Consider the following 25315-nt stretch of genomic DNA (forward strand, 5'->3'; position numbering starts at 1 on the left):
AAACACGACAACAGACCCAGACGGAGGTGTTTTGATGAGTCAGTTTCCGTCCCTCGATCCCATGGCCATGTGGCGCGAGCTCACGGCCCAGTGGGAAAAAAGCACCAACGAATTCGCCAACGAAACCATGGCCTCGGACCCGTTCCGGCAGGGCATGCACGGCGGCATGAACGCCTCGCTCACCGCGCAGAAGGCGCTGGGCGACCTGATGGCGCGCTACCTCACGCTGCTGAACCTGCCGACACGCGGCGACCTGCAGGCATTGGGTGAGCAGTTGCACCGCATCGACGACCACCTGGCTGGTATTCGCCGTGCGCTGGAAGGCGGGGCCGGGCCTGCCACACGGACCGGCGATGCCGCAACAGCGCCAGCCCGGCCACGTCGCACCAAACAACCGCCCGCGGCGGCGACGCCTGCACCGGCCGCCAAGGCCGCCGCCCCGAAGAAACGCCCCGCCGGAAAGCGCCGCCCATGAGCGCGCCGCCCGACACCTTCCAGCTGCCCGACATCCGCGGCGAGATCGAGCGCACCATCCAGCGCAACATCAAGGGGCTGGACTTCCTGACCTCGACCGCGCCCGCCGTCGGCCTCACGCCCAAGGACGAGATCCACCGGCGCGGCACGCTGAGCCTGTACCACTACCGCCCGATGGTCGACGAGATCTACCGCGTGCCGGTGCTCATGGTGATGGCCACCACCAACCGCGCCTACATCTTCGACCTCGCGCCGGGCCAGAGCATGGTCGAGTATTTGCTGCTCAAGGGCTACGACGTCTACGTGATGGACTGGAACGCGCCGCGCCCCGACGAGAAGCGCCTGCGCATCGAAGACTACGTGCTCGACTTCATTCCCGATTCGATCCGCCGCGTGCAGGAAGACTCGGGCGAAGAAGACGTCACCCTCGCCGGCTACTGCATGGGCGGCGTGCTCTCCACGCTGTATGCCGCGCTGCATCCCGACGGGCCGATGAAGAACCTGGCGCTCTTCACCACGCCGATCGACTTCAGCCGCATGACGCTCTTTCATGCGTGGTCCGACCGGCGTTATTTCGACGTCGACCGCCTCATCGACACCGTGGGCAACGTGCCGCCCGAGATGCTGTTCGCCTCCTTCGACATGCTGCGCCCCGCCGGGCGCGGCGCCGGGCTGGTGCAGCTGTGGGACAACATGGCCAACGACGAGTTCGTCAAGTCGTACCGCATGTTCGACCGCTGGGGCGCCGAGATGCTGCCGCTGGCCGGCGAGTACTTCCGCCAGACCGTGAAAGAGCTCATGTGGGACAACAAGCTCCACAAGGGCGAGCTGGTGCTCGGCGGGCGCAAGGTGCTGCTGAAGAACATCACCGTGCCGGTGCTGCATGCGCTGGCGCAGCACGACCACATCGTGCCCTACGAAGCGGGGCAGCCGCTGATTGCCGGCATCGGCTCTACCGACAAGGAAGAGGTGGTGCTCAAGGGCGGCCACGTCAGCCTGGCGGCCGGCACCAACGCCGTGCGGCGGCTGTGGCCCAAGCTCGACGAGTGGCTGGGCGTGCGCTCCATCTGATGAACACAACCCTCACCTCATGCCCATGACCGCCTCTTCTTCCCGCACCTACCCGCGCACCGTCGCCCACGCGGACGGCAACATCGCCCTGCGCCTCATGACCGGCGCCGATGCCCCCGCCGTGCTGGCTTTCGCGCAGGCGCTGCCGGCGCACGACTTGCTCTTTCTGCCGCGCGACATCACCGAGCCCAAGGTGATGGCCGCATGGGTGCGCGCCATCGAGCGCGGCGACATCGACAGCGTGCTGGCCGTGCGCGACGGTGCCGTGCTGGGCTGCGCCGCCGTCATCCGCGACCCGCACTCGTGGTCGGGCCATGTCGCCGAGCTGCGCGTGCTGGTGTCGCCCACGCTGCGCGGCGGCGGGCTGGGCCAGCAGCTCGCGCAGGAGGGCTGCGCGCTGGCCTTCGCGCACGGGCACGAAAAGATCGTCGCCCAGATGACCGTCGACCAGCGCGGCGCCATCGCCGTCTTCCAGGCCCTGGGCTTCCGGCCCGAGGCCCTGCTGACGCGCCACGTGAAAGACCGCGAGGGCAAGGCGCACGACCTCGTGGTGCTGAGCCAGGACGCCGCGCAGGTCGAGGCGCAGATGCGGGCATACGGGGTGACGGAGGCGTTTTAGGCCCATCGGCGGGGGATTGAGGGGGTTTGCGGGGCGGCCTCCTAAAATCGGGGGATTCCCCTGCAGATTGCCCACCTTGTCTTTTCTTGCCGAAACCCGCCGCCGTCGCACCTTCGCGATCATTTCCCACCCTGACGCCGGCAAGACCACGCTGACCGAAAAGCTGCTGCTGTTCTCGGGCGCGATCCAGATCGCCGGCTCGGTGAAGGCCCGCAAGGCCTCGCGCCACGCCACCTCCGACTGGATGGAAATCGAGAAGCAGCGCGGCATCTCGGTGGCCTCGTCGGTGATGCAGATGGTGTACCGCGAGCACGTCATCAACCTGCTCGACACCCCCGGCCACAAGGACTTCTCGGAAGACACCTACCGCGTGCTCACCGCCGTCGACTCGGCGCTGATGGTGATCGACGCGGCCAACGGCGTGGAAGCGCAGACGCGCCGGCTGATCGAGGTCTGCCGCCAGCGCGACACGCCCATCATCACCTTCGTCAACAAGATGGACCGGGAAGTGCGCGAGCCGCTGGACATCCTGGACGAGGTGGAACGCGAACTCGGCATGCCCTGCGTGCCCATGACCTGGCCCGTGGGCCAGGGCAAGAGCTTCCGCGGCATCATGAACCTGCGCACGCAGGCGATGACGGTGTTCGAGTCGGGCAGCGAGCGCTTGCCGCACGACTTCGAGACCATTCCGCTCACTGAGCGCGACACGCTGACCAAGCGCTTTGGCGCCGACTTCGCGCACGCCATGGAAAGCATGGAGCTCGCCACCGGCGCCTCCCCCACCTGGGACCGCGAGGCCTTCCTGGCGGGCAAGCAGACGCCCGTGTTCTTCGGCTCCGGGGTGAACAACTTCGGCGTGATGGAAGTGCTCGACGCGCTGGTCGACCTGGCCCCGCAACCGCAGTCGCGCACCAGCACCACGCTGGTCAACCGCCAGCCGGTGGTGAAGGAGATCCAGCCCGAGGACAAGGACTTCGCGGGCGTGGTCTTCAAGGTGCAGGCCAACATGGACGCCAACCACCGCGACCGCATCGCCTTCGTGCGCATGGCCTCGGGCAAGTACACGCCGGGCATGAAGCTCAAGGTGCAGCGCACCTCGAAAGAGCTGCGCCCCACCAGCGTCGTGACCTTCATGAGCCAGCGCCGCGAGGCGGTGGAAGAGGCTTACGCCGGTGACATCGTGGGCTTCACCACGCACGGCGGCGTGCAGCTGGGCGACACCATCACCGACGGCGCGAACCTGCAGTTCACCGGGCTGCCCTTCTTCGCGCCCGAGCTGTTCATGACCGTGATCTTGAAGAACCCGCTGCGCACCAAGCAGCTGCAGCAGGGCCTGGCCCAGCTCGGCGAGGAAGGCGCGATCCAGGTCTTCCGCCCCGAGGTCGGCGGCCCGATGCTGCTGGGCGCCGTCGGCCAGCTGCAGTTCGAAGTGGTGCAGCACCGCCTGAAGGCCGAGTACGACGCCGACGTGCGGCTCGAAGGTTGCCAGTACACGGGCGCGCGCTGGATCACGGCCGACACGCCGGCCGAGCTGCGCGAGTTCGTCCACGCGTACCCGGTGCGCATGGCCAAGGACGCGGCCGACACCCTGGCCTTCCTGTGCACCTCGCCCTACGACGTGCGGTTGGCACAGGAGCGTTTTCCGAAGATCCACTTCCATCCGCTGCGCGAGCACGCGGGCCTGGCGCTGCAGAGCGCGGGCTGATCGATCGATCGGATGACCGTCGGGCGCGTCAGCTGCCCGACGAGGTGTAGTGGCGCAGCCCGAGGCGCCACGCACCGAACGCCGCCGCGAGGAACACGAAGCCCGCGAGCGGCGACACCCATCCCACCCAGGCCGGCGCGCCCAGCGGATCGGGCTTGCCCAGAATCGCCAGCACCGGGTAGTACGCCACGCAGGCCAGCGGCACGATGAAGGTCAGCACACGGCGGAACCACTGCGCATAGAGCGCCAGCGGGTACTGCGCCGCCTGCACGCCGCCGTAGGTGAGCACGTTGGCGATCTCCAGGCTTTCGACGGTCCAGAACGACAGCGTGCCCTGCAGCACGAGGATGCCGAGGAACAGCGCGATGCCGCCGGCCATGGCGAACAGCGCGACCGCCACCGCGCTCGGGGTCCACGCGATGTCGGCCTGCACGGTCGCGAAGGCCAGCACGAGCAGGCCCTGCAGCAGACGGCCGAGGCGGCTGATGCGCACGTCGTGGCCCATGAGCTGCAGCGCGAGCGGACGCGGGCGCAGCAGCAGCCGGTCGAAGGTGCCGGTGCGCAGGAACTCGGTGCCCAGCACGTCGAAGCCGCGGCCCAATGCGTCGGCGAGGGCGAACATGCAGTTCACCAGGCCATAGAACAGCGCGACCTCGCCGATGCCCCAGCCCTGCACTTCGCCGAAGCGATGGAACAGCGCCCAGACGGCGACCACCTCGATGCCTGTGCCGAGGAACTGGCCTATCGTGAGCAGCAGTGCGGACGCGGGGTATCTGGCCTGGCCGCTGATGGAGGCGGCCATGAGGCGGAAGAAAAGAGAGAGCGACCCCATGCGCACCCTAGCCACCCTGCACCTGCAGACTGCGCATCGTCCGCCCCATCGTCACCCGCCCGAACGCGACCAGCGCGACGATCCAGAAGCACTGCAGCCCCAGGCCGGCCAACGCGTGCCACCCGTTCAGCTGCCCGAAGTACAGCCGCGCCGGAATGTCGATCAGCCCGGCCAGCGGCTGCACCAGCAGCGCGGTCTGCCAGGCGTCGGGCAGCAGCGCCAGCGGCAGCAGGTTGCCCGAGAACACGATGACCACGGGAGTCGCCACCGCCTGGATGCCGCGCTCGTTGAGCGCTGCCGTGGTCGCCACGTTGAGCAGCATCACCATCGCGGTCGAGAGCAAGAGGCCGAGCCCCACCGACAGCAGGAACGCCGCGCCAGCCATCGCGCTCGCAGGCAGCTGCCAGGCCCAGTCGCCCAGCCCCATCAGCGGCAACGCGACCGCCGCGAAGGCCGCCATGAGCGCCACGCGCGGCAGCAGGCGCGCCGCGATCCATCCAGCGGTGCGCGCGAACCACAGCGCGTACGCGTCCACCGGGCGCAGCCGGTCGTAGGCCACCGCACCCGTGCGCGCGGCCTGCGCCACCTCTGGGTCGCCGAGCCAGGGCATCAGCACCAGCAGGCCTTGCGCGAGCCAGGTGTAGGTGATGGCCTGGGCCAGCGACATCGACGAGGCCGCGCCCGCGATGGCGCTGCCGCTGTAGAACGCGGCGAACACCATCACCTTGATGCCGCCCCACCAGCACTGCGTGGCAAAGCCCGCGAGCGCCGCCGTGCGGTACTGCAGCATCTGCAGGAAGCGCGAGACGAACGCAGCGACATACGGCCGGGCGAGGTCGCGCAGGCCCATGGGCGGCTTCACGCCTCGGCCGCTCCGTGCATGGCGTAGAAGCGCGCGATGACGGCTTCGATCGCGAGGCCTTCGAGGCGGATGTCTTCCACGGCGTGCGCACCGGCGATGCGGGCGATGAGCGCGGGGGCGGGGGTCTGCTTGGGGTCGAAGTCGAGCACCAGCGTCTGGCCGTCGCGCGAGTGCACGGTGGCGCCGTCGACGTGCGCGGGCAGCGTGGCGTCTTGTGCAAAGTCGACCACCAGCCGACGCTCGGCCAGCACCTGTGCGCGCAACGCCTCGACGGGGCTGTCGGCCAGCACGCGGCCGTGGCCGACGACGATCACGCGCTGGGCCAGGGCCTCGATGTCGTGCATGTCGTGCGTGGTCAGCAGCACGGTGGTGCCGCGCTCGCGGTTGGCGCGCCGCACGAAGTCGCGCACGGCGAGCTTCGAGGGTGCATCGAGGCCGATGGTCGGCTCGTCGAGGAACAGGATGTCGGGCTCGTGCAGCAGCGCCGCGGCAATCTCGGCGCGCATGCGCTGGCCCAGCGAGAGCTGGCGCACCGGCTGGTCGAGCACGCGCTCCAGGTGCAGCAGCGCGACCAGCTCGTCGCGCGTCTTGCGGTAGCGCACCGGGTCAACGCGGTAGATGTCGCGCAGCAGGTCGAAACCGTCGCCCACGGGCAGGTCCCACCACAGCTGCGTGCGCTGGCCGAAGACCACGCCGATGCGCGCCACGTGCCGCTCGCGGTCGGCAAAGGGGTCGCGGCCGTCGACTTCCACGCGTCCGCCGTCGGGCCGCAGGATGCCCGAGAGGATCTTGATGGTGGTCGACTTGCCCGCACCGTTCGGCCCGATGAAGCCCAGCAGCTCGCCGCGCTCCAGCGCGAACGACACGTCCGACAGCGCCTCCACCGTGCGGTGGCGGCGCTGCAGCAGGCCGCGCAGCGCCCCGCGCAGACCGGGGTCGCGCTCGGACACCTTGTAGGTCTTGCGGAGGTGGTCGACGAGGATGTGAGGCATGGTGAAAGAAAGAAGCAGAGCGCCGCGCCGGCCCTGAAAGCGCGGCGGGGGCGGGATGCTACACGAAAGCGCCGGTACGATCACGGGCCCTCCCGAGAATCCTGCCCCATGTCTTCGATGTCTTCGCCTCCCCTGCCCGCTTCGCCCCACCACCTGTTGCCGCTGACGCGCTGGCCCGCCGACGCGCGCGCGACGCTGACCGGCGTGTTCACCGACATCGACGACACGCTGACCACCGACGGCGCCATCACGCCCGACGCGCTGAAGGCGCTGGCCGACCTGAAGGCCGCGGGCCTCGCGGTGGTGGCGATCACCGGCCGGCCCGTGGGCTGGAGCCTGCCCTTCGTGAACAGCTGGCCGGTCGATGCCATCGTGGCCGAGAACGGCGCGGTGGCGCTGCGGCCTGCGCCGAACGGGGGTGTCGAAAAGCGCTACCAGCAGGACGCCGCCACGCGCGCCGCCAACTTCGCGCGCATGCAAGCCGTGCTGGCGCGCATCGAGCGCGAGATTCCCGGCGCCGGCCGCGCCACCGACTCGCCCGGGCGCGAGACCGACATCGCGATCGACCACAGCGAGTTCGTGACGCTCGACGACGACACCATCGCGCGCGTCGTCGCACTGATGCGCGGCGAAGGCATGCACGCCACCGTGAGCAGCATCCACATCAACGGCTGGTACGGCGACAACGACAAGCTCGAAGGCGCGCGCTGGATCGTGCGCGAGCTCTGGGGCCGCACGCTCGACGACGAGATGGACCGCTGGGCCTATGTGGGCGACTCCACCAACGACCAGCTGATGTTCCGCAGCTTCGCGCACAGCATCGGCGTGGCGAACGTCGCGCGCTTCGTGCCGCAGCTGGAGCACCTGCCGCGCTACGTGACGCAGGGCGAGCGCGGCGCGGGCTTTGCCGAGGCCGCGCACGCGGTGCTGTCGGCGCGCTGAGTCGCGCCTTCTTCCAAGGTCGCTGACAAAAAAAAGGCCCGCACAGGGCGGGCCGAATGGACCGGTTGAACGACCCTTGGAGAAACTTGCGGGGGTGCGGGTCGCGCGGCGCGCGACCCGTGGGTCAGACCATCAGAACGTGTGGCGGATGCCGAACTCGTAGCCCATCGAGCTCTTGGCCTGCAGCGCCGTGCGGTTGAACGTGGTGGCGTACGACGGGCCTGCACCCACCGTGAGGCCTGCGCCGTTCTTGTTGCTGACGCGCGCGACCGTGCCGTACAGCGCGGTGCGCTTGGACAGGTTGTGCACGTAGCCCAGCGCGAGCTTGCTGGCCTTCGGATCGGCGTTGTTCACGCCGAACACGGGCACGCGGTTGAAGTCGTACTTGACCTGCGAGTACGACGCGCGGATCACGCCCGGGCCGACCGGCACGGTCACGCCCAGCAGGTAGCCGGTGAGGTCCACGTCCTGGCCGGTCGTGAAGATGTTCAGCGCGTTGCGCTCGTCCTTCGAACGCGAGATTTCGCCGAACAGCTTGGCCACGCCGAAGTCGTAGGTCGCGCCGAGGTTGAAGGTCTTGATCTTGCCCGGGCGCGCCACGGCGGCGGCACCGCTGCCGGACGTGAAGCTGGTGTCGTTCTGCGCGTAGCTGGCGGCGATGTCGAACGGACCCGTCGTGTAGCCCAGGCGCCCGCCGATGTGGCGGCCGGTGTTGGTGCTGGCGGCGGTGTCGGGCGACAGACGCGTCTGCTCGGCCAGGCCGTAGGCCACGTTGCCGTACAGGCCGCCCAGGCGCGGCAGGAAGTACTGCACCATGTTGCTCGCGCGCTTGTAGGTGCTGTTGCTGCCGTAGCCGCTGCCCGACATGCTGGCTTCGTTGGCGTCGATGATCAGCGAGCCGCCGATGCCGGTGTCGCCGAACGGATCGAACTGTTCTTCGTTCATCACCGTCGCGGTCTTGTCGCGGCCCAGGCGCAGTTCGCCGAAGCTGCCTGCCAGGCTCACCGTCGAACGGCGGGTGAAGCTCGACACGCCGGTGGCGCCGTCGTCGTTGGTGATCGGGGCTTCGAGCCAGAAGCTGGCCGACAGGCCGCCGCCGAGGTCTTCCACGCCGCGGAAGCCGAGGCGGCTCGAGCTCAGGCCCGAATTCGCCAGCTCGCTGCGGCTGGCCTTCACGCTGTAGGCGGGGCCGAAGGGGGTGGTCGAAACGCTCTTGTTCGCTACGTTGCGGTAGGCGGCATCGACCACGCCGAACAGGGTCACGGTCGATTGCGCCGACGCGGCGCCGCAGGCTGCGATGGCAGCCAGAACAAGCAGGGATTTTTTCATTGAGGTCACTCCAGGATGGGGATGCCGCTGCGCCGAAACCGGGCGCGACTTTGGGACGTCCGGGCCTTGTTGCCGCGAGACTGGGTCCGAGTTTTCCCTCACTGGAAGACAAAGGGATTACATAGGGTTAACGCCTAGGTTACGGAGGGTTTTAGGGGGTGAGTTTGGGACACCGATCGGGGATCGGGTAGACGCTGCAGGGCGCAGGCCGAAAACGTGCATCGAAAAATCGAATTTCTATGCACGTCGTCGACAACGTGCATAGAAACGGACGGAATCCATGTTCAGCAGCGACCGTGGTCGCTGCCGTGTTTCTCCCGCCTCACTTCTCCTTCGCCAACCCCAGCTTGTCGATGATCACCTTCTCGCGCACCACCGTGTCCTGCGCGAACTTGGTGTACGTGGCCGAGCTCATGTAGTTGGGCAGCATGTCGTAGCGGCCGAGCGAAGCGACGTAGCTCGGCTCTTCCATCGCCTGCTTGAAGGCGTCGTGCAGCTTCTTCACGACTTCGGGCGAGGTGCCCTTGGGCGCGCCGATGCCGAAGGGCGAGTTCTGCACCACGTCGTAGCCCAGCTCTTTCAGCGTGGGCGCGTCGGGGAACTTGGCCAGGCGCTTGTCGCCCCAGGTGTTGAGCACGCGCAGCTTGCCGGCCTCGACCTGCGGCGCGAAGCCGGTGCTGTCGGCGGCGGCCATGAGCTGGCCGCTGACCACGGCCAGCATCAGGTCGGCGCTGCCCTTGTAGGGCACGTGCTGCAGCGTGATGCCGGCCTTCTGCGCAATGATTTCGGTCGTGAGATGCGGGCTGGTCAGGTTGCCGGTCGAGCCGTAGGTGAGCTTGCCGGGGTTGGCCTTGGCGTAGGCCACAAAGTCGGCCCAGGTCTTGAACGGGCTGTCGGCCGGCACGACGATGCCGAAGGCATAGCCGGTGACGTTCAGCACGTAGGTGATGTCCTTGAGCGGGTCCCAGTTGATCTTGGTGGTGTAGCCCAGGCGGAACACGCCCAGCGGAATCTGCGCGACGGTGTAGCCGTCGGGCTGCGCGGTCTGCAGCGCCTGCGCGGGCAGCGTGCCGCCAGCGCCGGGCTTGTTGTCGATGATCACGGGCTGGCCAAGAATCTTGCTGGCGTTGTCGGCCAGCTGGCGCATGGTGATGTCGGTCGGGCCGCCGGCGGGAAAGGCGATGACCAGCTTGATGGGCTTGGAGGGAAAGGCCTGCTGCGCAAAGGCCGCCAGCGGGGAGACGAGGCCACACGCGGCAAGCGTGGCGGCACAGAGGAGCGAAGAGCGGCGAAGCATGGCTGACGGGTTCCTGATGAAACTTGGGAAAGCGCCGATTGGGCCCGGCCCGGTGGTCGAAGGCAATCGGGGCTCCCCTGATTTCCCGGGGAAACCAGGGCCTATTCAGGCAGCGCAGTCGCCTGTGCGTCAGCAGCGGGGCAGCTTCAGCTTCGGTTACTTCTGCGCGAAGCCTTCGAGAACGTTGACCGCGTTCACACCCACCTCGGCGACCGCGTAGCCGCCCTCGAACACGAACACGGTGGGCAGGCCCGCGCGCGCGAGGTCTTCGCCCATGCGCAGGTAGTCGTCGCTCTTCAGCTTGAAGCCCGAGATCGGGTCGCCCTCGAAGGTGTCGACGCCCAGCGAGACCACGAGCGCGCCGGCCTTGACCTTCGCGATGCCGTCGAGCGCTGTCTTGAGCGCCGCGCGCCAGGCCGTGAAATCGGTGCCGCGCGGTAGCGGCAGGTTGTGATTGAAGCCCTCGCCCTTGCCGGCGCCGCGCTCGTCGGCATGGCCCAGGTAGTACGGGTAGTCGGTGAGCGGGTCGCCATGAAGGCTGGCGAAGTGCACGTCGCTGCGCTCGTAGAAGATGGCCTGCGTGCCGTTGCCGTGGTGGTAGTCGACGTCGAGCACGGCCACGCGTTCGACGCCCGCGTCGCGCAGCGCCTGCGCGGCGACGGCGGCGTTGTTGACGAAGCAGTAGCCGCCGAAGAAGTCGGCGCCCGCGTGGTGGCCCGGCGGGCGCGTGAGCGCGAAGGCGCTGCGCTCGCCGCCGATGACGCGCTGCGCCGCGGTCCACGCGCACGCCGCGCCATGGCGCGCAGCGACCCAACTGCCGGCCATCAGCGGCGTGCCGGCGTCGAACGAGAAGAGGCCCAGGCGTGCGGGAAAACTCTTCGGCAGCACGTCGGTGCGCATGCCGCGCGTGGGCCAGTACGAGGGCAGCGCGTCGCGCGTGGCATTGGTGGCGTCGAGCGCCACCCACTCGTCCCAGGCATGGGCGATGAAGTCGAGGTAGCGCGGTGCATGCACCTTCGCCAGCAGCGCTTCATCGAACGCATCGGGCGCCTGCAGCGGGCCGAGGCCGCGCCGTTCCAGCTCGTGCCTCACATGGTCGACGCGGGCGGGCACCTCGAAGCAGGGCACCAGCTCGCCCCGGAACATTTCGACTTTGCCTTGGTGCAGTGCGTGCTGGTCGTTGTAGATGGTGAGCATGAAGCAGCGAAAAGCGTGACGACAGGGCCTGCCATCATGCCGCACGCCGCAGCACCGCCCGGCGCCGCCCCGAGGCCGTGAGACCGAACAGGTCCTTCGGATCGTCGAGCTCGGGCACCAGCGCAATCTGCCGGCCCACGCCGCGCTCCAGCGCCAGCTGCTGGATGCAGCGCAGCGCCGTGTAGTCCTCCAGCGCGAAGCCGACCGAGTCGAACACCGTCACCTGATCCGGCCGCTCGCGCCCGGGCACTTCGCCCACCAGCACGCGCCACAGCTCGTGCACCGGGAAGTCGGGCGGCAGTTGCTGGATCTCGCCCTCGATGCGGGTCTGCGGCTCGTACTCGACGAACACGCGCGCGCCGCGCAGCACGTCGGGGTGCAGCTCGGTCTTGCCGGGCGAATCACCGCCGACGGCGTTGATGTGCATGCCGGGCTCGATCATGTCGGGCGTGAGCACCGTCGCGTGGCCCTGGTAGGCGGTGATGGTGGTCACGATGTCGGCGCCGCGCACCGCCTCGGCGGTGGAGCCGGCGCGCACGATCTCCATCGGCGTGCAGGCCGCGAGGTGGCGCACCAGCTTGTCGGTGGCGTGCGGGTCGGTGTCGAACACGCGCACCTGCTCGATGCCCAGCAGCGCATGGAAGGCCAGCGCCTGGAACTCGCTCTGCGAGCCGTTGCCGATGATGGCGAGGCTGCGCGCGTCGGGCCGCGCCAGCGCCTTGGCGGCCATGGCCGAGGTGGCGGCCGTGCGCAGCGCGGTGGTGAGCGTGAGTTCGGACAGCAGCACGGGGTAGCCCGTGTCGACCTCGGCCAGCACCCCGAAGGCCATGACCGTGGGCAGGCCGACCTGCGTGTTGTGCGGGTGGCCGTTGACGTACTTGAAGGCGTAGGCGCCGTCGTCGGCCACGGGCATGAGTTCGATCACGCCCAGGTGCGAATGGCTGGCCACGCGCGCCTTCTTGTCGAACTCGCGCCAGCGCAGGAAATCGTCGCGCAGCGCGTCCGCCAGGGTGACGAGGAATTGCGGGACGCCGGTCTCATCCACCAGGCGAACCAGGCTGTGAACATCGATGAAGCGGGTCATGGCGCGGCTCCTTGCGTAGCCCCGGCACGGCGCTTCATCCGTTCACACGGTCTCCACCATGGCTGATTCAGGATGCGCCTGCGCCAAGGGTTCAAGCCATTGTGCGCCTGCGCGCGTCAACGTGCCAACACGGCCTTAAGAGCTACGCCAGTGTGCGTCCCCAATCGCACCACCTCCTCCGGCGGCGCCGCGGCGACGATGCGTCCGCCGGCGTTGCCGCCCTCGGGCCCGAGGTCGATGATCCAGTCGGCTTCGGCGATCACGTCGAGGTCGTGCTCGATCACCACCACGCTGTGGCCGCCGTTCACCAGCCGGTGCAGCACGTGGATCAGCTTCTCGACGTCGGCCATGTGCAGGCCCACGGTCGGCTCGTCGAGCACGTACAGCGTGTGCGGCGGCTTCTGGCCGCGGCGCGTGATGTCGTCGCGCACCTTGCTGAGTTCGGTCACCAGCTTGATGCGCTGCGCCTCGCCGCCCGACAGCGTGGGCGACGGCTGCCCCAGCGTGAGGTAGCCCAGGCCCACGTCCTTCAGCAGCTGCAGCGGATGCGCGATGTTGGGCATGCTGGCGAAGAACTCGACCGCTTCGTCGACCTCCATCTTCAGCACGTCGCCGATGCTCTTGCCGCGCCAGCTCACGGCCAGTGTCTCGGGGTTGAAGCGCGCGCCGTGGCAGACCTCGCAGGGCACCTTCACGTCGGGCAAAAAGCTCATCTCGATGGTGCGCACGCCCGCGCCGTCGCAGCCCGGGCAGCGGCCTTCGCCGGTGTTGAAGCTGAAGCGCGCCGGGCCGTAGCCGCGCGCCTTGGCTTCGAGGGTGTCGGCAAAGAGCTTGCGGATGGTGTCCCAGAAGCCGATGTAGGTGGCGGGGCAGCTGCGCGGCGTCTTGCCGATCGGCGTCTGGTCGACCTCGAGCACGCGGTCGATGACCGCGTAGCCGTCGACGCCGCGGCAACCGACCCAGGCCGGTCGCTTGCCCGCGGCATCGGCGTCGCGGCCGGCCTTGGTCATGCGCTGCACGACGATGCCCTGCACGCTGGCCAGCAGCACGTCGCGCGCGAGCGTCGACTTGCCCGAGCCGCTGACGCCGGTGACCACCACGAGGCGGTGCAGCGGCAGCGTGGCGGTCACGTCCTGCAGGTTGTGCAGGTCGGCGCCGTGCACGGTGAGCCAGTTGCCGCTGTCTTCCGCCTTCGGATCGGGCGAGGGAATCAGGCGGCGCGCCTGCAGCGGGTGCTTGATGGCATCGCGCAGGTAGCGGCCGGTCTGCGAATCGCCGGCCTTCTGGATGTCGGCCACCGTGCCCTCGGCCACGAGGCGGCCGCCGCGCTTGCCGGCGCTGGGGCCGATGTCGATGATGTGGTCGGCGCGGCGAATGGTGTCTTCGTCGTGCTCCACCACCACCAGCGTGTTGCCCTTCTCGCCGAGCTTGTGCAGCGCGTTCAGCAAGATCTGGTTGTCGCGCGCATGCAGGCCGATGGTCGGCTCGTCGAGCACGTAGCACACGCCCTGCAGGTTGCTGCCCAGCTGTGCCGCCAGGCGGATGCGCTGCGCCTCGCCGCCCGAGAGCGTGGGCGCGCCACGGTCGAGCGTGAGGTAGCCCAGGCCCACTTCTTCGAGGAATTCGAGGCGGCTCTTGATCTCGGGCACGAGGTCGCGTGCGATCTCGGCTTCGCGGCCGGTGAGCACCAGCCCTTCGAACCACTGGCGCACCTCGGTGACGCTCATGCGCGCCAGCTGCGTGATGCCGATGCCGCCCGAGCCGTCGGCCGCGGTGCCGAAGCCCACGGCGCGCGCGGTGGCGTTCAGGCGCGTGCCTTGGCAGGTCGGGCACGCCACGTCGGCGAGGTCTTCGACCTCGGGCTCGGCGAAGGTCTGTTCGCGGCCCTTGCTGTCGTCGTCGCGGATCGAATCGTCGAAGACCTTGCGCTGGTCCTTGCTGAGCTTCACGCCTGTGCCCACGCAGTCGGGGCACCAGCCGTGCTTGCTGTTGTAGCTGAACAGGCGCGGATCGAGCTCGGCATAGCTGGTGCTGCACACCGGGCAGGCGCGCAGCGTGGAGAACACCTGCACGCGGCCGATGCCCACGGCGGACACGCCGGCCATCATCGCGGCGCGCAGGCCGTCGAGTTCGCTCAGGACATGCACCACGCCCTTGCCGTGCTCGAGCGCCTTGGTGAGCGCCGCGCGCAGCTCGTTCTCCTGCGAGGGCAGCACGTCGAGGCTGGCCACGGGCAGCTCGATGCTGTGTTCCTTGAAGCGGTCGATGCGCGGGAAGCCCGTGGTCGGCAAGAAGTCGCCGTCCACGCGCAGGTGCGTGAAGCCGCGCGGGCGCGCCCAGTCGGCCAGCTCGGTGTACACGCCCTTGCGGTTGCTCACCAGCGGCGCGAGCAGGCCGATGTGCTGGCCCTTGAAGTTGCGCATGAGCTGCGCGGCGATGCTGTCGGGCGTCTGCGGCTGCACCGCCGCGCCGTCGTGCACGCAATGCTGGATGCCCAGCTTCACGTACAAGAGGCGCAGGAAATGCCACACCTCGGTGGTCGTGCCCACCGTGCTCTTGCGGCCACCGCGCGACAGGCGCTGCTCGATGGCCACGGTCGGCGGAATGCCGTACACCGCGTCCACCTCGGGCCGGCCCGCGGGCTGCACGATGCTGCGCGCATAGGCGTTGAGCGATTCGAGGTACCGGCGCTGGCCTTCGTTGAAAAGAATGTCGAACGCGAGCGTCGACTTGCCCGAGCCGCTCACGCCCGTCACCACGCTGAACTTGCCGCGCGGAATGTCCACGCTGAGGTTCTTCAGGTTGTGCTCGCGCGCATTGACGATCTCGATGGCGTTGCTGCCCGGCGCCGTCTTCGCGTTGGCGATGTAGCGCCGTGCGGCACGCTCGGCCACCTTGTAGGCGCCGGGGCCGATGGCGAGTTCGTAGTCGGCCAGCGCCGCGCCGGTGAGCGAGGCGCGGTTCTCGCGCAGCTGCTCGGGCGTGCCTTCGGCCACCACCTCGCCGCCGCCCTCGCCGCCTTCGGGGCCGAGGTCGATGAGCCAGTCGCTGGCGCGGATCACGTCCAGGTTGTGCTCGATGATGATCAGCGAATGGCCGGCGTCGAGCAGCTTGCGCAGCGCGCGCATGAGCCGCGCGATGTCGTCGAAGTGCAGACCGGTGGTCGGCTCGTCGAACAAAAACAGCGTGCCCTTGCGCGCCACCATCTGACGGCTCGCGGTCGCGCTCTTGGCCGCTTCGGCCAGGAAACCCGCGAGCTTCAGGCGCTGGGCTTCGCCGCCCGAGAGCGTGGGCACGGGCTGGCCGAGCTTCACGTAGTCCAGGCCCACGTCGACGATGGGCTGCAGCACGCGCAGCACGTCGCGGTCGGTGTCGAACAGCGCCGCGGCCTCGGCCACGGTGAGCTCCAGGATGTCGGCCACGTTGTAGCCACGGCCCTTGCGCTCGATCTTCACTTCGAGAATCTCGGGCCGGTAGCGCTTGCCGTCGCAGTCGGGGCAGCGCAGGTACACGTCCGACAGGAACTGCATCTCGACGTGCTCGAAGCCCGAGCCGCCGCAGGTCGGGCAGCGCCCGTCGCCGGAGTTGAAGCTGAACTTGCTCGCGGTGTAGCCGCGCTGGCGCGACAGCGCCGCGGTGGCAAAGATTTCGCGGATGGCGTCCCATGCGCCCACATAGCTCGCGGGGTTGGAACGCGCGGTCTTGCCGATCGGCGACTGATCGACGAACACCACGTCGCCCAGGTGATCGGCACCGAGCATGCGGTCGTGCGCGCCCGGCGTTTCGGTGGCCTTGCCGAAGTGGCGCATGAGCGCGGGCGCCAGCACGTCCTGGATCAACGTCGACTTGCCCGAGCCGCTCACGCCGGTCACGCACACGAGGCGCGCGAGCGGAAAGTCGACCGTGATGTTCTTCAGGTTGTGCTCGCGCACGCCTTCGAGAATGAGCCGGTGCGTGTTCTCGCTCACGATCCGCTTGAAGCCCATGCCGATCTTCTTGCGCCCGCCCAGGTACTGGCCGGTGAGCGTGTCGGCGTCACGCAGCATGTCGGTGGTGCCGTCGAACACGATCTGTCCGCCGCGCGCGCCGGGGCCGGGGCCCATGTCGATCACGCGGTCGGCGGCGAGCATCACGGCCGGGTCGTGCTCGACCACCACCAGCGTGTTGCCGGCATCGCGCAGGCGCAGCATGGCCTCGGTGATGCGGTTCATGTCGCGCGGGTGCAGGCCGATGCTGGGCTCGTCGAGCACGAACAGCGTGTTCACCAGCGAGGTGCCCAGCGCGGTCGTGAGGTTGATGCGCTGCACCTCGCCGCCGCTGAGCGTGCGGCTCTGGCGGTCGAGCGTGAGGTAGCCGATGCCGACGTCGTGCAGGTAGCGCAGGCGGGTGGTGATTTCTTCGAACAGCAGCTTGAGCGCCTGCGCCTCGCCTTCGCTCGCGGGGCTGCCGTTGCCGTGGTGCTCCACGCGGTCGAAGAACCTGCGCAGCCGCTCGATGGGCAACAGCATCAGGTCGTGCAGGCACAGGCCGGGCAGCGCCTCGAGCTGGGCGCGGCTCCACTTCGCGCCGGTGGGCAGGAAGCGCTTTTCAGGCGGCAGCACCGCGTCGGCGTCGTCTTTGCTGCCAATGCGCCACAGCAGCGGGTCGAGCTTCAGGCGCGCGCCGCTGCAGACCGGGCACGGCGTGTAGCTGCGGTACTTCGACAAGAGCACGCGGATATGCATCTTGTAGGCCTTGCTCTCCAGGTAGCCGAAGAAGCGGCGCACGCCGTACCACTGCTTGTTCCAGTTGCCGTCCTTGTAGTTGGGCGTGCCCTCGACCACCCAGTGCTTCTGCTCGTCGGTGAGCTTGTTCCACGGCGTGTCGCGCGGAATGCCGGCGGCCTCGGCGTGGCGCATGAGGTCGTCCTGCGCTTCTTTCCAAGCGGGCGTCTGGATGGTCTTGATGGCGCCGGCGCGCAGCGTGAGCTTGTCGTTCGGGATCACGAGCCCCAGGTCGACGCCGATCACGCGGCCGAAACCCCGGCAGGTGTCGCAGGCGCCCACGGCCGAGTTGAACGAGAACATCGACGGGATCGGGTCGGTGTAGCGGATGTCGCTCTCGGGGCAGTGCAGGCCGGTGGAGAACTTCCATACGTCCGTGGGTGCGTTCTCGTCCGCGCCCGTGGCGTGCACGGTGACGCGCCCGCTGCCACGCTTGAGCGCCACCTCGATCGCTTCGACCACGCGCGCGCGCTCGGCGCTCGAGATGCGGAAGCGGTCGGCCACCACGTCGAGCACCTTGCGCGGGCCGGTGGGCGTGGCCACCTCGCGCTCGGCCTGCACGCGCGTGAAGCCGCTGGCCGACAGCCACTGCGTCACCTCTTCCGCCGAGGTGCCGGCGGGCAGTTCGACCGGGAAGGTGATGACGATGCGCGGATCGCCCGCCGCAGCCGCCCGCTCGGCGATCTGCGCATAGATGCTGTCGGGCGAGTCGTGGCGCACCGGCAGCGCGGTCTCGCGGTCGAACAGTTGGGCCGCGCGCGCGAACAGCAGCTTCAGGTGGTCGTTCAGCTCGGTCATCGTGCCGACCGTGGAGCGCGAGGAGCGCACCGGGTTGGTCTGGTCGATGGCGATGGCGGGCGGCACGCCCTCCACCTTGTCGACGGCGGGCTTGTCCATGCGGTCCAGGAACTGGCGCGCGTAGGCGGAAAAGGTCTCCACGTAGCGGCGCTGGCCTTCGGCGTAGAGGGTGTCGAACACCAGGCTCGACTTGCCCGAGCCGCTGGGCCCGGTGACCACGGTCATCTCGCCGGTGCGGATGTCGAGGTCGAGGTTCTGGAGGTTGTGCTGGCGCGCGCCGCGAATCCGGATGGAGCCCTGTGTCATGGATGCCTTGAGGGGTGGGGCAAACATTCTAGGGAGAGCTTGGTGACGCTCCGGCCCACGCCGGCGCATGGGCGGCGCCCGCGCAGGGGTTTGTCCGGATTCGTCCAAAGACACTTTATGAAACAAATGCGACATTTGTTTTCAACATTGTTCAGCGAGTCTCCCGAAGGCTCCGAAAGGCTTTCATGACGAAGAAGAAAGTGGCAGGTTCACGGCACGCGCTCGGCGTGGCCGCCCTGCTCGCGCTGTGCGCGATGGGCGCCTCCGCCCAGATCGTGATCGGCCAGACCGCCGGCATGACCGGCTCGGTGGCCGCCAGCGTGAACGAGACCATCGGCGGCGCGCAGCTGGTGATCGACGCGGCCAATGCCCAGGGTGGCATCCACGGCGAGAAGATCGAGGTGATCCGCATGGACGACGCCTTCGACGTGAAGCGCGCGGGCGACAACGCACGCGCGCTCATCGAAGACAAGAAGGTGCTCGCGCTCTTCATGAGCCGCGGCACGCCGCACTCGCAGGCCATCATTCCGTACCTGGACAAGAACGAGGTGGCGCTCATCGGCCCCTCGACCGGCGCGATGGTGCTGCACAAGCCGCTGCAAAAGCACGTGTTCAACGTGCGCGCCACCTACCAGCGCGAGGCCGAGAAGGCGGTGCAGCACCTGCTGACCATCGGCCTCACGCGCATCGCCGTGGTCCACGTGACCGACTCGTTCGGCGCCGACGCGCTGCAGGGCGCGATGAACGGCTTCACCAAGGGCAAGGCCCAGCCGATCGCGACCGTTCCGGCCGACCGCGAAAAGCCCGACTACAAGACCATCGTGCCGGCCATCATGAAGGCCGACGCGCAGGCCGTGGTGTGGATCGGCTCGGGCGTGGCGGTGGTCGACGGCATCAAGGCGCTGCGCGCCGCGGGCTCGGCGGCGCAGGTGGTCACGCTGTCGAACAACGCCTCGTCGGGCTTCATCAAGCAGCTGGGCGATGCCAGCCGCGGCGTGATCGTGACGCAGGTGTTCCCCAACGAACGCTCGATGGGCCAGCCGATGGTGAAGGAGGCGCTGACGCTCGCCCGCGCCAAGGGCCAGGGCGAGCTGTCACCGGCCGCGCTCGAAGGTTTTGCCTCGGCCAAGGTGCTGGTGGAGGCCTTGCGCCGCGCGGGCCCCAAGCCCACGCGCGCCAAGGTGCTTGCGGCGCTCGAAAGCCTCAAGGGCTACGACCTGGGCGGCGGGCTCGAGGTGAGCTACTCGCCGCAGGACCACAGCGGCATCGACTTCGCGGACCTGGCCATCATCAGCGAAGGCCGCTTCAAGCGCTGACGCGACCCTGTGGCGTTACTTCGCGGCGGAGGCCGCGGCAGCCGGTGCCGATGCGCCAGGCGCCGGCGTGGCCGCCGCCGGTGCGGGGGCGTGCGTCGTGTCGCCGCCGTGCTTCTCGCCGGACATGTCGATCTTGTCGCCGCCCATCGAAATCACATACAGGGCAATGGCGGCGAAGATGACGAAGCCGACAACGATTTTCCACATGGGTACTGTCTCCTGAGAAGTTGAGAAAAAGAGGGATGAAGAGCGTTCAAGAAAAAGGCCTCATGCCATGGGCATGAAGCCTCTTTGTTGAACGGAGGGCGGCCGCCGCGCGGCCCCCTCCAACTGCGCGCAGATCAGTCGTTGGCGTAGATGTCCACGTCCTTGGTCTCGCGGATGAACAGCGTGCCGATCACCAGTGTGATGCCCGCGATGATGATCGGGTACCACAGGCCGTTGTACATGTTGCCGGTCGAGGCCACGATGGCGAAGGCGGTGGTCGGCAGCAGGCCGCCGAACCAGCCGTTGCCGATGTGGTACGGCAGGCTCATCGAGGTGTAGCGGATGCGCGTGGGGAACATCTCGACCAGCATCGCGGCGATCGGGCCGTAGACCATGGTCACCAGCAGCACCAGCCAGAACAGCAGCAGGATCGTCAGGATCTTGTTGATCTTGGCGGGGTCGGCCTTGGCCGGGTAGCCAGCGATCTTCAGGTCTTCGGCCACGCCCTTCTTGAAGGCGGCAATCGACTTGACGCTGGCTTCGTCGAACTTGGAGTTCGCGACCACGCCGGTGGGTGCTTCCACGGTCTTGTCGCCGATCTTCACGACGGCGGCGGAGCCGGGTGCGCCGACCACGTTCTCGTAGCTCACCGAGTTCTGCACGAGGTAGCGCTTGGCGATGTCGCACGAGCTCTTGAAGTCGATCTCGCGGGCCACCGGGTTGCCCTGGAACGAGCAGGTCTTGGGGTCGGCCGTCACGGTGACGCCGGCCGTGGCTTGCGCGCGGGCCAGGTCAGGATTGGCGGCTTCGGTCAGCATCTTGAAGACCGGGAAGTAGGTGACCACGGCCAGCAGGCAGCCGGCCATGATGATCGGCTTGCGGCCGATCTTGTCGGACAGCGTTCCGAAGATCACGAAGAAGGGCGTGCCGAGCAGCAGCGCGGCGGCGATCATCAGGTTGGCGGTGGTCGCATCGACCTTCAGCTGGGCCGTCAGGAAGAACAGCGCGTAGAACTGGCCCGAGTACCAGACCACGGCCTGGCCGGCCGTCAGGCCCACCAGCGCCAGGATCACGATCTTCAGGTTCTTCCACTGGCCGAACGATTCAGCGAGCGGTGCCTTCGAGGTCTTGCCCTCGGCCTTCATCTTCTGGAAGGCCGGCGACTCGGACAGCGTCAGGCGAATCCACACCGAGATGGCCAGCAGCAGGATCGACACCAGGAACGGAATGCGCCAGCCCCAGTCGTTGAACACCGCTTCGCCCAGGCCTTCACGCACGCCCAGGATGACGATCAGGCTCAGGAACAGGCCGAGCGTGGCCGTGGTCTGGATCCACGAGGTGTAGGCACCGCGCTTGCCGTGCGGCGAGTGCTCGGCCACGTAGGTGGCGGCACCGCCGTACTCGCCGCCGAGCGCCAGGCCCTGCAGCATGCGCAGCGCGATCAGGATCACCGGCGCCGCGACGCCGATGGTCGCGTAGCTGGGCAAGAGGCCGACGATGAAGGTCGACAGGCCCATGATCAGGATCGTCACCAGGAAGGTGTACTTGCGACCGATCATGTCGCCCAGGCGGCCGAACACGATGGCGCCGAACGGACGCACCAGGAAGCCGGCGGCAAACGCCAGCAGCGCGAAGATGAAGGCCGCGCCCGCATCCAGGCCGCTGAAGAACTGCTTCGCGATGATCGCGGCGAGCGAACCGTACAGATAGAAGTCGTACCACTCGAACACGGTGCCGAGCGAGGAGGCGAAGATGACCTTCTTCTCCTCCGCGGACATGGGCCGGGGGGCCGGATGCGGCACTCCCCTTGAATCTAGCGTGGCTGCCATCGTCGTCTCCTGGTGTGTATGTATGCGTTCGTCGGTGCCCGGCATTCGGGACCGTGAGGCATTCTTGGAGGCGCGACTGACCCGAGGCTTTCGCGAAACTGAACCGGCGCTTACGGTTTAGGGTGAAACCCGCGCTGCTCGTTTCAGCTTGTAAGAAAGCGAGCCCCTGCGCGGGTTTGTCCTCAGTCCTTGCTGCTGCGCAGCAAAAGGGACCTCAGCCCTTGCGCAGCAACGAGGGCCGCTGGTCGGCGCCGGTCCATTGCGGACCGTCGAACCAGGTGTCGCCCTGCAGGTAGGCGCGCAGCATCGCGAGGCCGTCGAAGCCCCAGAACAGGCGCCCGTCGACCACGTAGCACGGCACGCCGAACACGCCCTGCGCCACGGCCTCATCGGTGTTGCGCTTGAGCAGGGCCTTGTTGTCGTCGCCGTTCACGTCGCGCTTCGGTTGCAGCTGCGCCGTGAGCGCGGCCAGCCGCGTGGCGTCGCCCGCTTCTTCGCCGCCGCGCCACACGTGGCGAAAGAGGGTCTCGGCCGCGAGGCGATTGATGCTGCCGTCGTCGCCCGTGGCCACGGCCAGGCGCAGGTGCGGCAGCGGGTTGTAAGGATGCGAGGCCGGCATCTCGATGGGGATGCCGTGCGCCTGGCCCAGCCACAGCACGTGGCGGTAGGTCCAGCTGCGCTTCGAAGGAATCTCGGCCGGGCCGAGCTGGCCGTGGTGCTTGAGCAGCGCGCCCAGCAGCACGGGCTTGTAGGCCACGCTCACGCTCAGGCCTTCGAGCGCCTCGGGCAGGTGCTCGAACGCGAGGTGCGCGTAGGGCGAAATGAAGTCGAGATAAAAGTCGATGTGCTTCATGCGTCGTGGTCTCCAGTGGTGGCTTCGGGCACGCGCCAGATGCCGGCCTGGGCGCGCAGTTCGATCGCGCGCCACACCTGGCGGCGGCTGTCGTCTTCCATCTTGCTCCAGCCGGCGATCTCGGGGATGGTGCGCAGGCACCCTTCGCAGAAGCCGCTCAGGCGGTCCATGCGGCACACCGACGAGCACGGCGAAGGCACCTCGCCCTCCGTGCGCTGCACGGTCCCGGCGCGCTCGGCGAGCGCCTCCGCTTCGTCGAAGTTCACACCACGTCGGCCACCGGCGCGCCGGTGAGCTTCTCTAGATCGTTCGGGTGCAGCTGAAACACGGCATGCGGGTGGCCCGCGGCGGCCCAGATCTCCTCGAAGCGGAACAGCTCGCGGTCGATCAGCACCACAGGCTTGGTCACATGGCCCACCGGCGACACGCCGCCGATGGTGAAGCCGGTGCGCGCCTTCACGAAGTCGGCGTCGGCGCGGCCGGTCTTGCCGACGATGGCATCGACTTTTTTCTCGTCGACGCGCTTGTCGCCCGAGGTGATGACCAGCACTGCCACCTCGTCGCTCTTGCGGCGGAAGATGATGCTCTTGGCGATCTGGCCGACCGAGATGCCGAGCGCGTCGGCGGCCTGCTGCGCGGTGCGGCAGGCGTCGTCGAGCATGCGGGGCGCATGGGGATGGCCGGCGTCCTGGAGCACGCGGGAGACGCGCTGGACGCCTTCGGGGAGGGAGTGGAGTTCAGAGCCGCACATGATGCGTTCGAATCTATCAGGCCGCGGGCCGCGCCCCGTCAGGCGTTGCGCTTGAACATGAACAGGAACGCGCCCATCGCCATCAGCACACCGCCGAAGACGCGGTTCTGCGCGCGACGCGCACGCACGCTGCGCAGCACGCCCTGCAGCCGCGCGGCCAACCAGGCGTAGCCGTGCATCACGGTCACGTCGACCGCCACCGTCGTGGCCAGCAACACCAGCAGCTGCAGCCACAGCGGGCGCGTCGGCTGGATGAACTGCGGCAGCACGGCAGCCATGAAGACGATGCCCTTGGGGTTGGTCACGTTGGTGAGGAAGCCGCGCAGCACGCGCTGCGACGCCGTGAGCTCGGGTTCGCCGGCCGATGCCGAGGTGTCGCCCTCGAGCTTGGCAACCGGCGCGCGCCACTGGCACCAGCCCAGCCACAGCAGGTAGCACGCGCCGACCACCTTGATCACCGTGAACGCGGTGGCCGAGGCGGTGAGCACCGCGCCCACGCCGAGGCCCGCCACCAGCAGGATCACGGCCAGCCCCAGCTGCAGCCCGACGATGGTCGCCGTGGTGCGGCGCACGCCGTAGCTCAGGCCGTGGCTCATGCTGAGCACCGCGCCCGAACCGGGCGACACCGCGATGACGCAACTGGCCACCAGAAACGCAAGCCAGACATGCAGGTCCACGAAAACTCCTGTGCGGGTGTGTGTTTCAGCCGGCCCGCTTAGTGCGGATCGCCTTCGAGGCGCGCGAGTTCGGTTCGCGGCCCAGCGCTTCGCTGATGTACACGCCCGCGTCGATCAGCTTGTCCAAATCGATGCCGGTTTCGATGCCCATGCCGTGCAGCATGTAGACCACGTCTTCGGTCGCGACATTGCCGGTCGCGCCCTTGGCGTAGGGGCAGCCGCCGAGGCCGGCCGACGACGACTGGAAGTTCCACACGCCCAGTTCGAGCGCCGCCAGCGTGTTGACCAGCGCCTGCCCGTAGGTGTCGTGGAAGTGGCCGGAGATGGCGTCGACATCGAAGTGCGCCAGCGTGGCCTCCATGGCCGCCTGCACCTTGCGCGGCGTGCCCACGCCGATGGTGTCGGCCACGTCCACGCGCTGCACGCCGATGCCCTTCATCAGTTGTGCGAGGTAGCCGACCTTGGACGGATTGATCTCACCTTCGTAGGGGCAGCCCACCGTGCACGACATCGCGCCGCGCACGGCGATGCCCTTCGCGCGCGCCGCCTCGACCACGGGCGCGAAGCGCTCGATGCTCTCGGCGATCGAGCAGTTGATGTTCTTCTGGCTGAAGGCCTCGCTCGCGGCGCCGAACACCACGATCTCGTCGGGCCACTCTTCGCGCGGCGCGGCGATGGCGGCCTCGAAGCCCTTCAAGTTGGGCGTGAGCACCGAGTACAGAACGCCCGGCTTGCGCGTGATGCCGTGCATCACCTCGGCGTTGTCGGCCATCTGCGGCACCCACTTGGGCGAGACGAAGCTGGTGACCTCGATCTCCTTCAGGCCGGCGTCCTGCAGGCGGTGCACGAGGCCGATCTTGACCTCGGCGGACACGGGTTGCTTTTCGTTCTGGAGGCCGTCGCGCGGACCGACGTCGACGAGCTTGACCTGGGCGGGGAGTTTCATGGGATGTCTCTTGTGTCGCTGTCGCGGGAGGATGCTGAAAAACCGGCTTCGATTGTCTGACACATGGGCTTGCGCTGCTTGGTACACAAGTCGCAGAAGGTAGCAATGCGCGCCTGTGGGGTTGCAAATGGTGCCAACCGATCAGCTCCGCAGGAAAACCGCCGCTAGACGGTTTCTCGTTGCGCGAACCCGTCGGGCAGATCGTCCGTGGCGTCGGCCTCGTTCACATCGACCGACTCCACGCGCGCACCTGCAGGCCCCTGGCGCGCCCAATGCACCAGCGCTTCGACCCCATCGGCGGCGCCGGCCACGAGCGCTTCCACCTTGCCGTCGCGCCGGTTGCGCACCCAGCCGCGCACGCCGAGCCGCTGCGCGGCCTGCACCATCGACCAGCGGTAGCCCACGCCCTGCACGAGGCCGTGGACGACGAGGTGGCGGGTGACGGTGGCGTGGTGGTTCATGGGC

The 25315-nt window shown here is 68.4% G+C and carries 21 protein-coding genes and 1 pseudogene; 6 read left to right on the plus strand and 16 right to left on the minus strand.

Annotation, left to right across the window (positions count from 1 at the left end; all coding sequences use genetic code 11):
- The first annotated feature begins 34 nt into the window (after positions 1 to 34).
- The 4 genes from CLU95_RS11350 to CLU95_RS11365 all read left to right on the plus strand — a co-directional run bounded on the left by CLU95_RS11350 (position 35) and on the right by CLU95_RS11365 (position 3869).
- Positions 35 to 475, plus strand: a complete 441-nt coding sequence (locus CLU95_RS11350; protein WP_099797226.1) for a hypothetical protein — start codon at positions 35 to 37, stop codon at positions 473 to 475.
- Positions 472 to 1545 carry an alpha/beta fold hydrolase gene (locus CLU95_RS11355; RefSeq protein WP_099793150.1) on the plus strand — a complete coding sequence of 358 codons (1074 nt, stop codon included), beginning with the start codon at positions 472 to 474 and terminating at the stop codon, positions 1543 to 1545. Before CLU95_RS11350 ends, CLU95_RS11355 begins: the two co-directional genes overlap by 4 nt.
- A gap of 19 nt (positions 1546 to 1564) precedes the next feature.
- Positions 1565 to 2164 carry a GNAT family N-acetyltransferase gene (locus CLU95_RS11360; RefSeq protein WP_099793152.1) on the plus strand — a complete coding sequence of 200 codons (600 nt, stop codon included), beginning with the start codon at positions 1565 to 1567 and terminating at the stop codon, positions 2162 to 2164.
- A 76-nt stretch (positions 2165 to 2240) separates the two neighbouring features.
- The gene (locus CLU95_RS11365; protein WP_099793154.1) at positions 2241 to 3869 is read left to right on the plus strand and encodes a peptide chain release factor 3; all 1629 of its coding nucleotides are present in this window, start codon (positions 2241 to 2243) and stop codon (positions 3867 to 3869) included.
- 28 nt (positions 3870 to 3897) lie between these two features.
- Here CLU95_RS11365 and CLU95_RS11370 read toward each other — a convergent pair whose 3' ends face one another.
- The 3 genes and pseudogenes from CLU95_RS11370 to CLU95_RS11380 all read right to left on the minus strand — a co-directional run.
- On the minus strand, positions 3898 to 4701 hold the full coding sequence (locus tag CLU95_RS11370) for an ABC transporter permease (protein ID WP_099797228.1): 804 nt from the start codon (positions 4699 to 4701) through the stop codon (positions 3898 to 3900).
- Positions 4702 to 4708: 7 nt separating this feature from the next.
- Positions 4709 to 5551 (minus strand): ABC transporter permease, encoded by an 843-nt coding sequence (locus CLU95_RS11375; protein WP_099797229.1) that lies wholly within the window; start codon positions 5549 to 5551, stop codon positions 4709 to 4711.
- A gap of 8 nt (positions 5552 to 5559) precedes the next feature.
- Positions 5560 to 6408, minus strand: a pseudogene (locus CLU95_RS11380) (ABC transporter ATP-binding protein); the annotation flags it as partial.
- 264 nt (positions 6409 to 6672) lie between these two features.
- On the opposite strand from CLU95_RS11380, the gene CLU95_RS11385 reads away from it, so the two are divergent.
- Positions 6673 to 7497 carry an HAD-IIB family hydrolase gene (locus CLU95_RS11385; RefSeq protein WP_099797231.1) on the plus strand — a complete coding sequence of 275 codons (825 nt, stop codon included), beginning with the start codon at positions 6673 to 6675 and terminating at the stop codon, positions 7495 to 7497.
- A 132-nt stretch (positions 7498 to 7629) separates the two neighbouring features.
- On the opposite strand, the gene CLU95_RS11390 is transcribed toward CLU95_RS11385, so the two are convergent.
- The 5 genes from CLU95_RS11390 to uvrA form a co-directional block, all read right to left on the minus strand.
- On the minus strand, positions 7630 to 8826 hold the full coding sequence (locus tag CLU95_RS11390) for a porin (RefSeq protein WP_099793158.1): 1197 nt from the start codon (positions 8824 to 8826) through the stop codon (positions 7630 to 7632).
- A gap of 322 nt (positions 8827 to 9148) precedes the next feature.
- Positions 9149 to 10123 carry a Bug family tripartite tricarboxylate transporter substrate binding protein gene (locus tag CLU95_RS11395; protein ID WP_099793160.1) on the minus strand — a complete coding sequence of 325 codons (975 nt, stop codon included), beginning with the start codon at positions 10121 to 10123 and terminating at the stop codon, positions 9149 to 9151.
- Positions 10124 to 10279: 156 nt separating this feature from the next.
- A complete protein-coding gene (locus CLU95_RS11400) occupies positions 10280 to 11320 on the minus strand; it encodes a histone deacetylase family protein (RefSeq protein WP_099793162.1) in 1041 nt (346 codons plus the stop codon).
- Positions 11321 to 11354: 34 nt separating this feature from the next.
- Positions 11355 to 12404 (minus strand): ornithine cyclodeaminase, encoded by a 1050-nt coding sequence (locus tag CLU95_RS11405; RefSeq protein ID WP_099793164.1) that lies wholly within the window; start codon positions 12402 to 12404, stop codon positions 11355 to 11357.
- A 116-nt stretch (positions 12405 to 12520) separates the two neighbouring features.
- Positions 12521 to 18271, minus strand: a complete 5751-nt coding sequence (gene uvrA, locus CLU95_RS11410) for an excinuclease ABC subunit UvrA (protein ID WP_099793166.1) — start codon at positions 18269 to 18271, stop codon at positions 12521 to 12523.
- Positions 18272 to 18456: 185 nt separating this feature from the next.
- Here uvrA and CLU95_RS11415 point away from each other — a divergent pair, with 185 nt between their 5' ends.
- Positions 18457 to 19587: an ABC transporter substrate-binding protein gene (locus CLU95_RS11415; RefSeq protein WP_099793168.1), complete on the plus strand. Its 1131-nt coding sequence runs from the start codon at positions 18457 to 18459 to the stop codon at positions 19585 to 19587.
- Positions 19588 to 19602: 15 nt separating this feature from the next.
- Here the strand turns inward: CLU95_RS11415 and CLU95_RS11420 are convergent, their stop codons facing one another.
- The 8 genes from CLU95_RS11420 to CLU95_RS11455 form a co-directional block, all read right to left on the minus strand.
- On the minus strand, positions 19603 to 19794 hold the full coding sequence (locus CLU95_RS11420) for a hypothetical protein (RefSeq protein WP_099793170.1): 192 nt from the start codon (positions 19792 to 19794) through the stop codon (positions 19603 to 19605).
- Between the two features lie 134 nt (positions 19795 to 19928).
- On the minus strand, positions 19929 to 21623 hold the full coding sequence (locus CLU95_RS11425) for an MFS transporter (protein ID WP_099793172.1): 1695 nt from the start codon (positions 21621 to 21623) through the stop codon (positions 19929 to 19931).
- A gap of 214 nt (positions 21624 to 21837) precedes the next feature.
- Positions 21838 to 22476, minus strand: a complete 639-nt coding sequence (locus tag CLU95_RS11430) for a 2-hydroxychromene-2-carboxylate isomerase (protein WP_099793174.1) — start codon at positions 22474 to 22476, stop codon at positions 21838 to 21840.
- Complete coding sequence (locus tag CLU95_RS11435; protein WP_099793176.1) at positions 22473 to 22742, minus strand: DUF1289 domain-containing protein; 270 nt, start codon at positions 22740 to 22742, stop codon at positions 22473 to 22475. Before CLU95_RS11435 ends, CLU95_RS11430 begins: the two co-directional genes overlap by 4 nt.
- Positions 22739 to 23227, minus strand: a complete 489-nt coding sequence (locus tag CLU95_RS11440; RefSeq protein ID WP_099793178.1) for a YbaK/EbsC family protein — start codon at positions 23225 to 23227, stop codon at positions 22739 to 22741. Before CLU95_RS11440 ends, CLU95_RS11435 begins: the two co-directional genes overlap by 4 nt.
- Positions 23228 to 23265: 38 nt before the next feature.
- The gene (rhtB, locus tag CLU95_RS11445) at positions 23266 to 23904 is read right to left on the minus strand and encodes a homoserine/homoserine lactone efflux protein (RefSeq protein WP_099793180.1); all 639 of its coding nucleotides are present in this window, start codon (positions 23902 to 23904) and stop codon (positions 23266 to 23268) included.
- Between the two features lie 25 nt (positions 23905 to 23929).
- On the minus strand, positions 23930 to 24850 hold the full coding sequence (locus CLU95_RS11450) for a hydroxymethylglutaryl-CoA lyase (protein WP_099793182.1): 921 nt from the start codon (positions 24848 to 24850) through the stop codon (positions 23930 to 23932).
- Positions 24851 to 25014: 164 nt separating this feature from the next.
- Complete coding sequence (locus CLU95_RS11455) at positions 25015 to 25311, minus strand: acylphosphatase (protein ID WP_099797233.1); 297 nt, start codon at positions 25309 to 25311, stop codon at positions 25015 to 25017.
- Between the last annotated feature and the right edge of the window lie 4 nt (positions 25312 to 25315).

Origin of the sequence: Variovorax sp. 54 (genome assembly GCF_002754375.1) — a bacterium.
Lineage (GTDB): Bacteria > Pseudomonadota > Gammaproteobacteria > Burkholderiales > Burkholderiaceae_C > Variovorax.

Excerpts from the sequence above, each read along its gene's own strand:
- CLU95_RS11420 (WP_099793170.1), bottom strand. The coding sequence starts at position 19,794 with ATGTGGAAAATCGTTGTCGGCTTCGTCATCTTCGCCGCCATTGCCCTG.
- CLU95_RS11440 (WP_099793178.1), bottom strand. The coding sequence starts at position 23,227 with ATGTGCGGCTCTGAACTCCACTCCCTCCCCGAAGGCGTCCAGCGCGTC.
- CLU95_RS11385 (WP_099797231.1), top strand. The coding sequence starts at position 6,673 with ATGTCTTCGCCTCCCCTGCCCGCTTCGCCCCACCACCTGTTGCCGCTG.
- CLU95_RS11355 (WP_099793150.1), top strand. The coding sequence starts at position 472 with ATGAGCGCGCCGCCCGACACCTTCCAGCTGCCCGACATCCGCGGCGAG.
- CLU95_RS11370 (WP_099797228.1), bottom strand. The coding sequence starts at position 4,701 with ATGGGGTCGCTCTCTCTTTTCTTCCGCCTCATGGCCGCCTCCATCAGC.
- CLU95_RS11425 (WP_099793172.1), bottom strand. The coding sequence starts at position 21,623 with ATGGCAGCCACGCTAGATTCAAGGGGAGTGCCGCATCCGGCCCCCCGG.
- CLU95_RS11430 (WP_099793174.1), bottom strand. The coding sequence starts at position 22,476 with ATGAAGCACATCGACTTTTATCTCGACTTCATTTCGCCCTACGCGCAC.
- CLU95_RS11455 (WP_099797233.1), bottom strand. The coding sequence starts at position 25,311 with ATGAACCACCACGCCACCGTCACCCGCCACCTCGTCGTCCACGGCCTC.
- CLU95_RS11405 (WP_099793164.1), bottom strand. The coding sequence starts at position 12,404 with ATGACCCGCTTCATCGATGTTCACAGCCTGGTTCGCCTGGTGGATGAG.
- CLU95_RS11360 (WP_099793152.1), top strand. The coding sequence starts at position 1,565 with ATGCCCATGACCGCCTCTTCTTCCCGCACCTACCCGCGCACCGTCGCC.
- CLU95_RS11350 (WP_099797226.1), top strand. The coding sequence starts at position 35 with ATGAGTCAGTTTCCGTCCCTCGATCCCATGGCCATGTGGCGCGAGCTC.
- CLU95_RS11415 (WP_099793168.1), top strand. The coding sequence starts at position 18,457 with ATGACGAAGAAGAAAGTGGCAGGTTCACGGCACGCGCTCGGCGTGGCC.
- uvrA (WP_099793166.1), bottom strand. The coding sequence starts at position 18,271 with ATGACACAGGGCTCCATCCGGATTCGCGGCGCGCGCCAGCACAACCTC.
- CLU95_RS11390 (WP_099793158.1), bottom strand. The coding sequence starts at position 8,826 with ATGAAAAAATCCCTGCTTGTTCTGGCTGCCATCGCAGCCTGCGGCGCC.
- CLU95_RS11395 (WP_099793160.1), bottom strand. The coding sequence starts at position 10,123 with ATGCTTCGCCGCTCTTCGCTCCTCTGTGCCGCCACGCTTGCCGCGTGT.
- CLU95_RS11375 (WP_099797229.1), bottom strand. The coding sequence starts at position 5,551 with ATGGGCCTGCGCGACCTCGCCCGGCCGTATGTCGCTGCGTTCGTCTCG.
- CLU95_RS11400 (WP_099793162.1), bottom strand. The coding sequence starts at position 11,320 with ATGCTCACCATCTACAACGACCAGCACGCACTGCACCAAGGCAAAGTC.
- CLU95_RS11450 (WP_099793182.1), bottom strand. The coding sequence starts at position 24,850 with ATGAAACTCCCCGCCCAGGTCAAGCTCGTCGACGTCGGTCCGCGCGAC.